We start from the raw sequence: 13,091 nt of genomic DNA on the forward strand, positions 1-13,091 counted from the left end.
CCTGTCACCGGGCGCCTCGGCGGAGATCCATCGCCGTCGACGAGAATATCGGAGTCGTCCCCGGACTGCGAGTGGCGACGAGCACCGGTCAGTGCCCGTCGATCGGTGAGCGCCACCGACAGAGTATGAAGCCTTATCGCCCGCCCGATAAAGTCGGCACACCATGACAGCGCAGGTTCCTTATCCGGTGCGGGTCTGTGTCATGGGGCCATTGCGGGCATGGGTCGACGGCGCACCGGTGGATCTGGGCGGCCCGAAACAACGGTCGGTACTGCTGCGGCTGGTGCTCGCCCACGGTGAGGTGGTCTCGGTCGACCGGCTCATCGAGGATCTCTGGGCGGGAGAGCCACCGCCGAAGGCGTTGGCCGCGCTGCAGGCCTACATCTCTCATCTGCGCCGGGTGCTCGAACCCGGCCGTGAACGCCGGGCGCCCGCGCAGGTGATCGTCAGTGCCGCGCCCGGCTATTGCCTGCGGCTGCCCGACGGCGCGGTGGATGTGTGGGCGGCCGAGGCCGGTTACGGGGCCGCTGAACGGTCGCCTGCGCTGCCCCACGAGCAGGCCGAGCGTCTACAGGATCTGGTGCTGGCCTGGACCGGCGATCCCTACGCCGAAGTGCGCGATGCCCTGTGGGCCGCTCCCGAGGTGGCCCGACTGGCCGAGCTGCGGTTGGCGATGCTTGAGGCGCACGCCGCCGCCCAAGCCGCACTGGACAATCACGCCGCCGTGGTGCGCGCGCTCGAACCCGTCGTGCGCGAGCACCCGGCCCGGGAGGCGGCGGCCTGCCTGCTGGCCTCGGCGCACTATCGCAGCGGCCGTCAGGTGGCCGCCCTGGATGTCTTGCGCCGCACCACCGGCTACCTCGTCGACGAACTCGGCCTGGAGCCGGGCCGGGCGGTGCGGGATCTGGAACGCGACATCCTGCGTCAGGCCGACCATCTAGACCCGATCGAGCTGGAACCGGTCGCGGTGGCGCCGCAGCACGAGGTGCCGACGACCATCGCACTGCGGGGTCGCTCCGCGGAACTGGCCGAGCTCGCCGGCGCCGCGGCCGCCGCGGCCCGTGGTCTGAAGGTGGTGTGGATCGGCGGGGAAGCCGGGGCGGGCAAGACGACGTTGGTCGACGCGGCCGCGAACCGGCTCCGCGAGGCCGGGTGGGTGGTGGCGGCCGGGCGCAGCCCCGAAGTCGACGGTGCCCCGCCGGGCTGGGCGTGGACCGAGGTGCTGCGGGTGTTCGCGGCGTCATTGTCCACCGAGCAGGCCGACGCGCTGGCGCCATTGCTGCACACCGGTGGGCCGGTGGGGGAGATCGGCGCATTCTGGACCGCGCACGCGCTGGCCGATGTGCTGGAGCAGGCGGCCGGACGAGCGCCGCTGCTGGTCGTGCTCGACGACTTGCACCGCACCGACGGCCTGACCCTGGAATTACTGCGGCTGACCGCCGACCGGCTGGCCACCCAGCCGGTACTGGTCATCGGCACCTACCGACCATCCGAGGCCGGTGCCGAGCTGGGGCAGGCCAGGGCGGCCCTGGCCAACCACACCGCGGCGCACATGCTGCTCGACGGTCTCGATGACGCGGCGCTGACCCAGCTGGCCACCGACTCCGGCCTGGTGGCGGTGACACCCGAGACGCTGCGGCTGCTGCGCGAACGCACCGGCGGTAACCCGTTGTTCGCACGGGAACTCGTCCGGCTGATGGTCGCCGAGGGTATCGACGCCGCGCACGGCGGGGTGCCTGCCGGCGTCGGTGATGTGGTGCGCCGCAGGCTGGCCCGGCTGCCACCGCAGACCGCCACCGCGTTGCGTCAGGCCGCGGTGTTGGGACGTGAGGTCGACATCACCCTGCTCGGCGAACTCGCACGTAGCGATGACGATGCCCTGCTCGATGCGCTGGAACCCGCCGTCCTCGCCGGCCTGGTGGAGGAACCGGCTCCGGACCGTATCCGGTTTGCGCACAACCTCATTCGCGACACCCTGTACGACGATATGTCGGTGCTGCGACGGTCCCGGCTGCACGCGGCGGCCCTGCAGATGTTGCGCGGGCGCAGCGCCGATACCGCGTCGCTGGCATATCATGCCGTCGCCGCGGCCACCGCCGAAACCGCGATGGAGGCTGCGAATTTCGCGATGAGCGCGGCGGCCGAGGCCGATGCCGTCGGCGCCCCTGGCGAGGCCGCCAGGCAATGGCGCAGCGCGGTGCAGATGTTCGAACTCGCCGGTGCCGAGGAGGCGACCGCGATAACGGCGCGCTGCGGACTGATCGCCGCACTGGCCCAGGCCGGTGATGCGCTCGGCTCCCGCGAGGAACTGCACCGCACGATGGCGGCTATCGGGCACGATGACGCGCTGGCGGTGCGGGCGCTGACCGCATCGACCAGCCCACTGGTCTGGCGGGTGCGGGTCGGGGACAAGATCGACCCGGCCATCGTCGATCCGCTGCGCCGGGTGCTCGGACGCGAGCGGCACACCCACACCCGAATCCGCTTGCTGCTGACCATGTTCACCGAACTTGAGGGTGTCGAGCACGACGCGGCGCTGGCCGCTGCCACCGAGGCGCTACAGCTGGCGCGTGGCCTTGATGACCGGCGGTTGCTGTTGGCGGTACTCAACGTCCGGGCCTTCGCCTGCCTGGGACCCGACCTCGCCCATGAACGGGAAAGTGTTCTCGCCGAGATGCTCTCGGTCGCCGAGGAGCTCGACGCCGTGGACTACCAGGCGGTCGCACACTGGTTCGCCTTCCTGGACGCCTCCGGGCGATCGGATTTGGCGCGCGCCGCCGCGCACGTCGACCAGGCCGTCGCGCGGGCAGGTACCGGGCAACTCGGCTTCTTGCTCGGCGTCCTCGACGCCTTCGGCGCCCAGCTGGCGGTGCTGGCCGGCCACCCCGATGAGGGGGAACGCGGTTATGTCGCGGTCTCGGCGAAGCTGGCCGAGTACGGCGTCGCCAACGGGGCCCATATCGGGATCGTCGGGCGGGTCAGCGCGAACCTGGTCCGGGGCAGCCTCGCGCCGACGGCCGACGAACTGGTCGCGGTGCATCGCCACGTGTCCAGGATGATCGCCGACGGCGCCGTGATCGCGCTGCACCAGGCCGGCCGACCGGAGGAGGCCGCACAGATCTGGGCCGAGCGCATCCCCATCGAGCGATCGTTCTACTTCGTGGCGATGGCCACCCTGCGTGCGCACGCCGCGGTCGCGGTCGGTGACCTCGAGGTGGCGGTGCGCACCGCCGAGGAACTGCGGCCCTACTCGGGCCGGTTCGCCGGGCTGGACAACGGCACGCTGCTGACCGGCCCGGTCGACGATGCGCTGGCCGCCGTAGCCGAGGCCATCGGTGACCACCGGCGCGCAGCGGAGCACCGGCGGGCTGCCGCCGAACTGACCGGCCGGCTCCGGTCGGCGGCCCAGGCCCTGCGCGACTGACGCCCTTGTCCCCGCCGAGAGTGACGTAAAGGCACAGAACCGTCTGAGTGGAGCCGCCATTGCGTCACTCTCGGCGTGCGGATCAGCCGAAGACGGTGCGCTCGAAGCGGTTGTGCCGCCAGGTCAGAAAACGCAGGAGCAGCATCAGCGGGGCGGGCAACCCGTCGGCGATGGCGGCGCGTTCGGTATCGGTGGCGACCGCCAACACCCGCGGCCCCTCGAAGGACAGCCGGCCGGTCTTGCGGGCCGCGGTCTCCACTGCCTGCCAGTCCGCCACCGAGACGTGCCTGCGGATCACCGGGAACAGCTCGCGTTCCTCGTCGGCGATATGGGCGTGCAGCAACCGGTGCAGATCGGCCAGCCCGGCGGCCAGCGGACGGGCCAGCTCGGCATCCCCGGAGCGGGCGAAGGCCGTCGCGACCGTACGCAGCCGGTCCAGTCGGGGATCGAGGGTGGCGTGATCATCGGTGAGCTCGGTCAGGTCGACCAGACCGGCAGCCGAGGACTCGATGATCGGCCACAGCACATCGTCTTCCATCGTGTGGTGGTGATGGATCGACTCGCACATCAACGCGACATAGCGGGTGATGGCGCGGGCCCGGGTGACACTGCACGGGGTGCGGCGCTGGGCGATGGCGGTGGTCAGCTCGGCGAGCCGGCCGATATCGGTGACCATGGCGCGATGGGCGAGCAGGATCCCGCTGAGGTCGGGCTCGACGGTGCTGAGTTGGGCTTTTTGTTCTGAGCTGTTCATGGCGATCACCTTGTCGGTGTCCACTTGCGGAGAACTTGCGACGGGCTTGCGAGTACGGGGAGACACACGCCCCGTGGGTAGGCAAGGATGGACCCATGGTGGCCAATCCGCGAGCCGGGCAGCCGGCACAGCCAGAAGATCTCGTCGACCTGCCGCATCTGGTCACCGCGTATTACACCGTGGCACCCGATCCCGATGATGTCGCCCAGCAGGTGGTGTTCGGCACCTCGGGGCATCGCGGTTCGGCGCTCGACGGTGCGTTCAACGAGCCGCATATCCTGGCGACCACACAGGCCATCGTCGAGTATCGCGCCGCGCAGGGCACCACCGGACCGTTGTTCATCGGCCGTGACACCCACGCGCTCAGCGAGCCGGCCTGGGTGTCGGCGCTGGAGGTGCTGGCCGGCAACGAGGTGGTCGCCATGATCGACGCCGCCGATCGCTACACCCCGACCCCGGCGGTCAGCCACGCCATCCTGACGTTCAACCGTGGCCGCGATGCCGATCTGGCCGACGGGATCGTCGTCACCCCGTCACACAACCCGCCCCGCGACGGCGGTTTCAAGTACAACCCGCCCAACGGCGGGCCCGCCGACAGCGATGCCACCTCGGTGATCGCCAAGCGCGCCAACGAGATCCTGCGCGGCGGCCTCAAGGATGTACGGCGTGTACCGCTGGCGCGGGCCCTGCAGACAGCACAGCGCCACGACTACCTGAACGCCTACGTCGCGGATCTGCCCAATGTGGTGAACCTGCATGCGATCCGCGCCGAGGGTGTGCGCATCGGGGCCGACCCGCTGGGCGGGGCCAGCGTCGACTATTGGGCGGCGATCGCCGAGACCCACAAGCTGGACCTGACGGTGGTCAACCCGCTTGTCGACGCGACGTGGCGGTTCATGACGCTGGACACCGACGGCAAGATCCGGATGGACTGCAGCTCGCCGAACGCCATGGCCTCGCTGATAGCCAACCGGGACAGCTATCAGATCGCCACGGGTAACGATGCCGACTCCGACCGGCACGGCATCGTCACCCCCGACGGTGGTCTGCTCAACCCCAACCACTATCTGGCCGTGGCCATCGACTACCTCTACACCCACCGGACCGGTTGGTCGCCGGACACCGCTGTCGGCAAAACCGCGGTGAGCAGTTCGATCATCGACCGGGTGGTCGGCGGGCTGGGCCGCACGCTGGTGGAGGTGCCGGTGGGCTTCAAATGGTTCGTCGACGGATTGGTCACCGGCACAATCGGTTTCGGTGGCGAGGAGAGCGCCGGAGCGTCCTTCCTGCGCACCGATGGGTCGACCTGGACCACCGACAAGGACGGCATCATCCTGGCGTTGCTGGCCTCGGAGATCCTGGCGGTCACCGGGTCGACGCCGTCGCAGCGCTACGCCGAACTCGCCGAGCGTTACGGTGCGCCGACCTACGCCCGCATCGACGCCCCCGCCGACCGGGAGCAGAAGGCACGGCTGGCCAAACTGTCGGCCGACCAGGTCACCGCGACCGAGCTCGCCGGTGAGCCGATCACCGCCAAACTCACCGCGGCGCCGGGCAACGGGTCGGCCCTGGGCGGGTTGAAGGTGACCACCGAGAACGCGTGGTTCGCCGCGCGGCCGTCGGGCACCGAGGACGTCTACAAGATCTACGCCGAGTCGTTCAAAGGCCCCGAGCACCTGGCGGAGGTGCAGGAGGCGGCCAAGTCGGTGGTCAATACAGTCATCGGGTGAGCTCTCGAACGGAGGACGACTGTCAGGCCGGACCCAAGCCGCGGTTGCCGCGGGAGGTCTGGGTACTGGCCGCCGCGAACTTCGTGGTCGCCCTCGGCTACGGGGTGGTGGCCCCGGTCCTGCCGCAGTACGCCCGGCACTTCGGTGTCAGCATCGCCGCGGCCACCTTCGTCATCACCGCGTTCGCGATCATGCGGCTGGCCGGCGCGCCGCCCGCGGGATTCCTGGTGCAGCGGCTGGGGGAGCGGCGCGTCTACATCGGCGGGCTGATCATCGTCGCGCTGTCGACCGGTGCCTGCGCGCTGGCCGACACCTACTGGCAGTTGCTGCTGTTCCGGTCCCTGGGCGGGGTCGGGTCGGCGATGTTCACGGTGTCCTCGCTGGGGCTGATGATCAGGATCTCACCCCCCGACGCCCGCGGACGGGTCTCCGGGCTCTTCTCATCGGGGTTCATGATCGGTTCGGTGGGCGGCCCGATCCTCGGCGCGCTGACCGCCGGCCTGGGCCTGTCGGCGCCGTTCTTGATCTACGGTGCCGCCCTGCTGGTGGCCGCCGCCGTGGTGTTCGTCAGCCTGCGCAATTCGGCGGTGATCGCCTCTTCCGATGGCGACGACGGCCCGCCGGTGCCGTTCCGCACGGTGTTCGCCCATCGGGCCTACAAGGCGGCGCTGCTGTCCAATTTCGCGACCGGCTGGGCCTCGTTCGGATTGCGGGTGGCCCTGGTCCCGCTGTTCGTCGTGGAGGTGTTGGGCGGCAGCCCGGGGGTGGCCGGGCTGGCACTCACCGCGTTCGCGGTCGGCAACATCTCCGTCGTCATCCCCAGCGGGTATCTGTCCGACCGGCTGGGCCGGCGCACGCTGCTGATCGTCGGGCTGACACTGGCGGCGTTGTCCACCGGGGCGGTCGGGTTCACCACCTCGCTGCCGGTATTCCTGGTGGCCGCCTATATCGCGGGTGCGGCGACGGGCATCTTCGTCTCACCACAGCAGGCCGCCGTCGCCGACGTGGTGGGCAGCCGGTCGCGGGGCGGGACCGCGGTGGCGACGTTCCAGATGATGGCCGATGTCGGGTCGATCGGTGGCTCGCTGCTGGTCGGGTTGATCGCCCAGTACCTGTCGTTTTCCTGGGCTTTCGTCATCAGCGGGGCGATCATGCTGCTGGCCGCGCTGGCCTGGGTTTTCGCCCCCGAAACCCACCGACGGCCGCCCGCCGGGCACACGCCGGCCCGTCCATTGGGCCCAGAAGCCGGCGGAGAGGTGCCCTGACCAGGCGTTTTGAACCTCTGCGGGGCTGTGGTGTACGTTTCTACAGCACAACAAACGGGGCTATGGCGCAGTTGGTAGCGCACCACACTGGCAGTGTGGGGGTCAGGGGTTCGAATCCCCTTAGCTCCACTCGGAGGAAACCCGCTTCGACCATCGGTCGGGGCGGGTTTCATGTTTTCCGGTGGTCTGATCCATCCGCGTCGGGTTGGCGTCGCGACATCCGCGCGCCGCGCGACATCCGCGAGATCGAGCCGTGCTTTCCTATCTGGCATGGCGATCGTGGAGGTCCGTCCCGTCAGCCCCGAGCGTTACGTCGATGCCACGCATGCACTCACTGGTGGAGGAGAGGGCGGGAGCTGCCGATGCCAATGGTGGATGCTCACGAGTACGCAGTGGAGGGGAACCACTGCTGCCGACCGAGAACAGCTGCTCCATGACGAGATCGAGCAAGGTCCGCCCCCGGCATTGATCGCCTATGTGGATGACGAACCCGCGGGTTGGGTGCGTGTGGGGCGGCGAGTCGGCCAGTCGCGCATTGTGCGGACTCGGGCCTATGCGGCGTTGTCCGGCGAAGCCATGGACGATCCATCTGTGTGGTCGATCTCGTGCTTTGTCGTGCGTCGCGAGTACCGGGGGATGGGGCTGGCGGCTCAGTTGCTGGACGCGGCAGTGGCGCATGCCCGAGAGAATGGAGCGCGCGTCATCGAGGCATACCCCATGGATCCGGCCGCCAAGAAGCTCTACGCCAACAACCTCTTCACGGGCACGCTCTCGATGTTCGTCAACGCGGGATTCTCCGAGGTTGCTCGCCCCAGGCCGTACCAGGCGATCGTGGTGCTGCCGACCGAATGAGCGCGGCCGACGCCAGGTTCGGCGATCGTCTGATCAGCGATCAGCTCGCCGGATCCCATCCGTGCATCGCCTCGTGCATCTGTTCCTCGTTGAGCGGGTCGACGCCGAGCGGTTTGATATCGGGCCGGTTGCGCATGCCCTCGAGCAGCAGGGCCAGATAGCGCCGCCACAGTTCGGGATCGACATCGCCCGCCCACTCGCTCACGGTGCCGGCCAGCAGGCCCATGATCGGCATGTCTGGGTGCTGGATATCGGGTCGCAGGTAGCCGTCTCGGCGGGCCCGTTCCACGAGCTGGTAGACCCGCGGCACCAGTTCCTCGCGGGCACAGTCGACCCGGTCACCGCCGTAGGCGCGGCTGTAGATCATCTGCCGCAGGCCGCGGTCAGTGGCGGCGAGCTCACATTGCCGTTCGATGAACCAGACGAACCCCTCCCACGAATTCTCGTGCTGCAGAGCCTTTTCGGCCAACTCGACGACCTCGGCGATACCGTCCTCGAAGATCGCCTCGACCAGATCCTCTTTGGTCGGGAAGCGGCGGTAGACCGTGCCGACACCGACGCCCGCGTGGTGGGCGACATCGTTGAGGGTGGCCTCCATGCCCTTGATGGCGAACAGTTCGCGCGCGGCCGTCAGCACCCGCTGTCTGTTGCGCTCGGCGTCCTTGCGCAGGCCGCGGCATGGTTTGTCAATCACGGGGCCCACTTTAGTGATGAGCCTTACCGTTGGCTAGAAGCGGATTGACTCTATCCACTTTAGAAGCTTAGATTCTCTCAGGATCGCTCGCCGCCCATCGTTGCGCGGTGTCACCCGATGGAAAGGCTTGATCAGTCGTGGGGAATTCAGGATGTGTGAACGCGTTGCGTAGCAGCCGTTCCGGCGCGCATCGAGTCGAGCGGTGAACGTCGTCAAACGGGTCTGGCTACCCGTCCTGGTCATCGGCGCCATCGTGGTCGGTGGTCTGACCGTCTCCCAGCTGCGTTCGGTGTTCGGTTCCGACGGCGCCATCGTCACCCCGATCGACGCCGACACCGCCGAGAACTTCAACCCGAAGGTCGTGAAATACGAGATCTTCGGCACCGGCTCCTACGCCAAGATCAACTACGCCGATCTGGAGGGAAAGCCCCAGCGCACAGGCGAAGTCAGCCTGCCGTGGACCTTGACCCTTGAGACGACGCTGCCGTCGGTGATGCCCAACATCATGGCCCAGGGTGACGGTTCCTCCATCAGCTGCCGCGTCACCGTCGACGACGAGGTCAAAGACGAAAGGACGGCTGAAGGTATGAACGCCGCCACCTACTGCCTGGTGAAGGCAGCATGACGACTTTCACCGAGGATGCGCCGACCGGCCCCATCCCGCCGGCCCGCCACGCCGCCGCCGGCCGGCCCAAGCTGCCGCGCTTCATCCGCGCCTTCGCCGTGCCGATCGTGCTCATCTGGATCGCCATCGTCGCGATCCTGAACACCGTCGTCCCGCAGCTCGAAGAGGTCGGCAAGCTCCGCGCGGTCTCGATGAGCCCGAACGACGCGCCGGCGCTGATCGCCACCAAGCATGTCGGCGAGAAGTTCCAGGAGTACGACACCTCCAGCTCGGTGATGATCGTGCTCGAAGGCGACCAACCCCTCGGCGCCGATGCGCACACGTTCTACGACGAAATCGTCCGAAAGCTCAACGCCGACACCAAGCACGTCCAGCACGTTCAGGACTTCTGGGGGGACAGCCTGACCGCGGCCGGTGCGCAGAGCATCGACGGCAAGGCCGCCTACGTGCAGGTGTACATCGCCGGTGACCAGGGCGAGGCGCTGGCCAACGAGTCGGTGCAGACGGTGCGTGACCTCGTAGAAAGTACGCCAGCACCTTCCGGTGTCGCGGCCTATGTCACCGGTCCCGCCGCGCTGACCACCGATCAGAACATCGTCGGTGACGCCAGCATGAAGACCATCGAGGGCGTGACGATCGGCATCATCATCGTGATGCTGTTGATCATCTACCGGTCCGTCGTCACGACGGCGGTGGTCATGTCGATGGTGTTCGTCGGTCTGCTGTCCGCGCGCGGAATCGTCTCATTCCTCGGCTTTTACGAGGTGTTCGGCCTGACGACGTTCGCCACCAGCATGGTGGTGACGCTGGCCATCGCCGCGGCCACCGACTACGCGATCTTCCTGATAGGTCGATATCAGGAGGCACGCCGGTCGGGACTGGACCGCGAAGACGCCTACTACGACATGTTCCACGGCACGGCACACGTGGTGCTCGCCTCGGGTATGACGATCGCCGGCGCCACCCTGTGCCTGCACTTCACCCGGCTGCCCTACTTCCAGAGCATGGGCTTCCCGCTGGCCGTCGGTATGACGATCGTGGTGGCCGCCGCGCTGACGATGGGGCCGGCGCTGATCTCGATCGTGACGCGGTTCGGCAAGGTGCTGGAGCCCAAGGGCACTGCGCGGGCGCGTGGTTGGCGCAAGCTCGGCACCGCCACGGTGCGCTGGCCCGGCGCCATCCTGGTCGGTGCGATGGTCCTGTGCCTGGTAGGCCTGCTGACCCTGCCCGGCTACCACACCACCTACAACGACCGGATCTATCTGCCCGACACCGTGCCCGCCAACGTCGGCTACGCCGCCGCGGACCGGCACTTCTCGGACGCCAAGATGAATCCCGATCTGGTGATGGTCGAGGCCGACCACGATCTGCGTAATCCGGCGGACTTCCTGGTGATCGACAAGATCGCCAAGGCGTTGATCAAGGTGCACGGTATCGCCTCGGTCACCACCATCACCCGGCCCGACGGCAAGCCGATCAAGCATTCGACGCTGGCCTACACCGTGTCCCAGAGCGGCAACGGCCAGATCATGAACAACGATTTCCAGCAGACGGTGCTGGACAACACGTTGCAGCAGGCCAACGACCTACAGGTGAGCATCGACTCGATGGAAACCATGTACAGCGTCACGCTGCAACTCGCCGAGGTGACCCGGCGGATGGCGGACAAGATGTCCGACACCTCGGACAATCTCAACGAGGTGCGTGATCACCTGGCCGACTTCGATGATCAGTTCCGGCCGCTGCGCAACTACTTCTACTGGGAACCGCACTGCTTCGACATCCCGCTGTGCTGGTCGATGCGGTCGGTGTTCGACAGCCTGGACGGCATCAGCACCATGAGTGACGATTTCACCGAAATCGTCCCCGATCTGCAGGAGATGGCTCGGCTCACGCCACAGATGGCTGCGGTACTGCCGGCACAGATCCAGACGATGAAGAACCAGAAGCAGATCATGCTGAACCAGTACCAGGCGCAGCGCATGCAGCAGGACCAGAACATGGCCAACCTGGACGACAACACCGCGATGGGGGAGGCCTTCGACGCCGCCCGCAACGACGACACGTTCTACCTGCCGCCCGAGGCCTTCCAGACCGCGGACTTCCAGCGCGGCATGAAGCTGATGATGTCGCCGGACGGAAAGGCCGTGCGGTTCACGGTCTTCCATCAGGGTGATCCGCTGACCGAGGACGGTACCGAGCGCATCGATCCGATGCGGGTAGCGGTGGCCGACGCCATCAAGGGAACCCCGCTGGAAGGGTCCACGGTCTACGTCGGTGGCAGCGCCGCGATGTACAAGGACATGCAGCAGGGTGCCGACTACGACCTGCTGATCGCCGCGGTCGCCTCGCTGATCCTGATCTTCCTGATCATGGTGATCCTGACCCGGGCCGTGGCGGCGGCCGCCGTCATCGTCGGCACCGTCGTGCTCAGTCTCGGTTCGGCGTTCGGACTCTCGGTCCTGGTGTGGCAGCACATCGTCGGTATCCCGTTGGGCTGGATGGTGCTACCGATGTCGGTGATCGTGCTGCTGGCCGTCGGTGCTGACTACAACCTGCTGTTGGTCTCGCGCATGAAGGAAGAGGTGCACGCCGGTATCCACACCGGGATCATCCGGTCCATGGCCGGTACGGGCTCGGTGGTCACCGCTGCTGGCTTCGTGTTCGCCTTCACCATGATCGGCATGCTGGTGTCCGACATGATCGTGATCGGTCAGGTGGGCAGCACCATCGGGTTGGGCCTGCTCTTCGACACCCTGATCGTGCGGTCGCTGATGACACCGTCGATCGCGGCGCTGATGGGCCGGTGGTTCTGGTGGCCACTGCAGGTGCGGCCACGCCCGAAGCCGCAGCCGTGGCCGAAACCGTTGCAGCGCAGTCCGGAAGAGGTGCTCTCATGAGACGATTTGTGATCGCGGCGGCCGCGGCGTTGACGATGGTGTTGCCGATCGGAACCGCCACCGCGGTCGCCGATCGGGACACCGACTTCGCCAACGAACTGCACGGCTTCGGGATCTACGGCCAGCGAGACTTCAACGCGTGGATGGCCAAGATCACCTGTAAGCGAATCGACACCGGAGTCGACGCCACCGCAACGGATTCCGCGCATTTCCTGGCGCAGAACCTGGCGCGGACCAACAGCACCGCGCAGGTCTATCAGTTCCTCGGGACCGCACTGCGCATGTACTGCCCGGTGCACCTGGACAAGTTGACGGCCAATCAGGAGCAGCCATGAACGCCCACACCCACAACCGGTCCGTCCGGGCCACACTCATGCTGGCCGTCGCCGCGTTGTCGGCGGCGCTGCTCGGCTCGCCGTCGGCGCAGGCCGATGCCACCGACGAGTACCCCATCCCCAGCAAGCAGATCGAAACCCAGTGCGACGCAGAGCAGTATCTGGCTGCGGCACGCGACACCAGCCCGATCTACTTCGAGCGGTACATGCTGGACAAGAGCAACCGGCCCCTCGATGTGCAGCAGATGGCCGTCGACCGCATCCATTGGTTCTATTCGCTCGATGCCGCGGGACGCCGCCAGTACTCCGAGGACACGGCCACCAACATCTACTACGAGCAGGTGGCCACCCGCTGGGGCAACTGGGCCAAGGTGTTCTTCAACAACAAGGGTGTGGTGGCCAAGGCCGCCGCGGTGTGCATGAACTACCCGCGCGGTGACATGTCCGTGTGGGCCTGGCCCGTCGCCCGCTGACCCGACGATTTCGGCGCGCTCGCGCTCGCGCAGCGATCG

General features: G+C 67.6%; 10 protein-coding genes and 1 tRNA gene. 9 read left to right on the forward strand and 2 right to left on the reverse strand.

From position 1 onward, the window contains the following. Window positions 1-163: 163 nt before the first annotated feature. Window positions 164-3,424, forward strand: coding sequence for an ATP-binding protein (locus FBY28_RS21575; protein ID WP_141869302.1), 3,261 nt, complete (start codon window positions 164-166; stop codon window positions 3,422-3,424). A gap of 82 nt (window positions 3,425-3,506) precedes the next feature. On the opposite strand, the gene FBY28_RS21580 is transcribed toward FBY28_RS21575, so the two are convergent. After that, the gene (locus tag FBY28_RS21580; RefSeq protein ID WP_216847884.1) at window positions 3,507-4,178 is read right to left on the reverse strand and encodes a hemerythrin domain-containing protein; all 672 of its coding nucleotides are present in this window, start codon (window positions 4,176-4,178) and stop codon (window positions 3,507-3,509) included. Between the two features lie 95 nt (window positions 4,179-4,273). On the opposite strand from FBY28_RS21580, the gene pgm reads away from it, so the two are divergent. The 4 genes from pgm to FBY28_RS21600 all read left to right on the forward strand — a co-directional run bounded on the left by pgm (window position 4,274) and on the right by FBY28_RS21600 (window position 8,025). Beyond that, window positions 4,274-5,908, forward strand: a complete 1,635-nt coding sequence (gene pgm, locus FBY28_RS21585; protein ID WP_141869304.1) for a phosphoglucomutase (alpha-D-glucose-1,6-bisphosphate-dependent) — start codon at window positions 4,274-4,276, stop codon at window positions 5,906-5,908. After that, window positions 5,905-7,173 (forward strand): MFS transporter, encoded by a 1,269-nt coding sequence (locus FBY28_RS21590; protein WP_141869305.1) that lies wholly within the window; start codon window positions 5,905-5,907, stop codon window positions 7,171-7,173. Before pgm ends, FBY28_RS21590 begins: the two co-directional genes overlap by 4 nt. A gap of 56 nt (window positions 7,174-7,229) precedes the next feature. Continuing rightward, window positions 7,230-7,302, forward strand: a tRNA-Ala gene (locus tag FBY28_RS21595). 141 nt (window positions 7,303-7,443) lie between these two features. Further along, entirely contained in the window at window positions 7,444-8,025 is a 582-nt protein-coding gene (locus FBY28_RS21600; protein ID WP_141869306.1) for a GNAT family N-acetyltransferase, read from the forward strand. 40 nt (window positions 8,026-8,065) lie between these two features. On the opposite strand, the gene FBY28_RS21605 is transcribed toward FBY28_RS21600, so the two are convergent. Beyond that, window positions 8,066-8,719: a TetR/AcrR family transcriptional regulator gene (locus tag FBY28_RS21605; protein WP_174241700.1), complete on the reverse strand. Its 654-nt coding sequence runs from the start codon at window positions 8,717-8,719 to the stop codon at window positions 8,066-8,068. 202 nt (window positions 8,720-8,921) lie between these two features. On the opposite strand from FBY28_RS21605, the gene FBY28_RS21610 reads away from it, so the two are divergent. From FBY28_RS21610 to FBY28_RS21625, 4 genes are read left to right on the forward strand one after another with little or no spacing between them, the layout of a single operon-like run. Beyond that, on the forward strand, window positions 8,922-9,344 hold the full coding sequence (locus FBY28_RS21610; RefSeq protein WP_141869308.1) for an MmpS family transport accessory protein: 423 nt from the start codon (window positions 8,922-8,924) through the stop codon (window positions 9,342-9,344). Next, window positions 9,341-12,244: an MMPL/RND family transporter gene (locus FBY28_RS21615; protein WP_141869309.1), complete on the forward strand. Its 2,904-nt coding sequence runs from the start codon at window positions 9,341-9,343 to the stop codon at window positions 12,242-12,244. Before FBY28_RS21610 ends, FBY28_RS21615 begins: the two co-directional genes overlap by 4 nt. After that, window positions 12,241-12,579: a DUF732 domain-containing protein gene (locus tag FBY28_RS21620; protein WP_174241701.1), complete on the forward strand. Its 339-nt coding sequence runs from the start codon at window positions 12,241-12,243 to the stop codon at window positions 12,577-12,579. The genes FBY28_RS21615 and FBY28_RS21620 overlap by 4 nt, the downstream gene beginning before the upstream one ends. Continuing rightward, window positions 12,576-13,052, forward strand: a complete 477-nt coding sequence (locus tag FBY28_RS21625; RefSeq protein WP_141869310.1) for a DUF5078 domain-containing protein — start codon at window positions 12,576-12,578, stop codon at window positions 13,050-13,052. The genes FBY28_RS21620 and FBY28_RS21625 overlap by 4 nt, the downstream gene beginning before the upstream one ends. Window positions 13,053-13,091 lie beyond the last annotated feature (39 nt).

It is taken from the genome of Arthrobacter sp. SLBN-53 (assembly GCF_006715585.1).
In the GTDB taxonomy this organism is placed as follows: domain Bacteria; phylum Actinomycetota; class Actinomycetes; order Mycobacteriales; family Mycobacteriaceae; genus Mycobacterium; species Mycobacterium neoaurum_A.

Coding starts and splice junctions, on each gene's coding strand:
- FBY28_RS21575 (WP_141869302.1), top strand. CDS start 164: ATGACAGCGCAGGTTCCTTATCCGGTGCGGGTCTGTGTCATGGGGCCA.
- FBY28_RS21615 (WP_141869309.1), top strand. CDS start 9,341: ATGACGACTTTCACCGAGGATGCGCCGACCGGCCCCATCCCGCCGGCC.
- FBY28_RS21580 (WP_216847884.1), bottom strand. CDS start 4,178: ATGAACAGCTCAGAACAAAAAGCCCAACTCAGCACCGTCGAGCCCGAC.
- FBY28_RS21625 (WP_141869310.1), top strand. CDS start 12,576: ATGAACGCCCACACCCACAACCGGTCCGTCCGGGCCACACTCATGCTG.
- FBY28_RS21600 (WP_141869306.1), top strand. CDS start 7,444: ATGGCGATCGTGGAGGTCCGTCCCGTCAGCCCCGAGCGTTACGTCGAT.
- pgm (WP_141869304.1), top strand. CDS start 4,274: ATGGTGGCCAATCCGCGAGCCGGGCAGCCGGCACAGCCAGAAGATCTC.
- FBY28_RS21620 (WP_174241701.1), top strand. CDS start 12,241: ATGAGACGATTTGTGATCGCGGCGGCCGCGGCGTTGACGATGGTGTTG.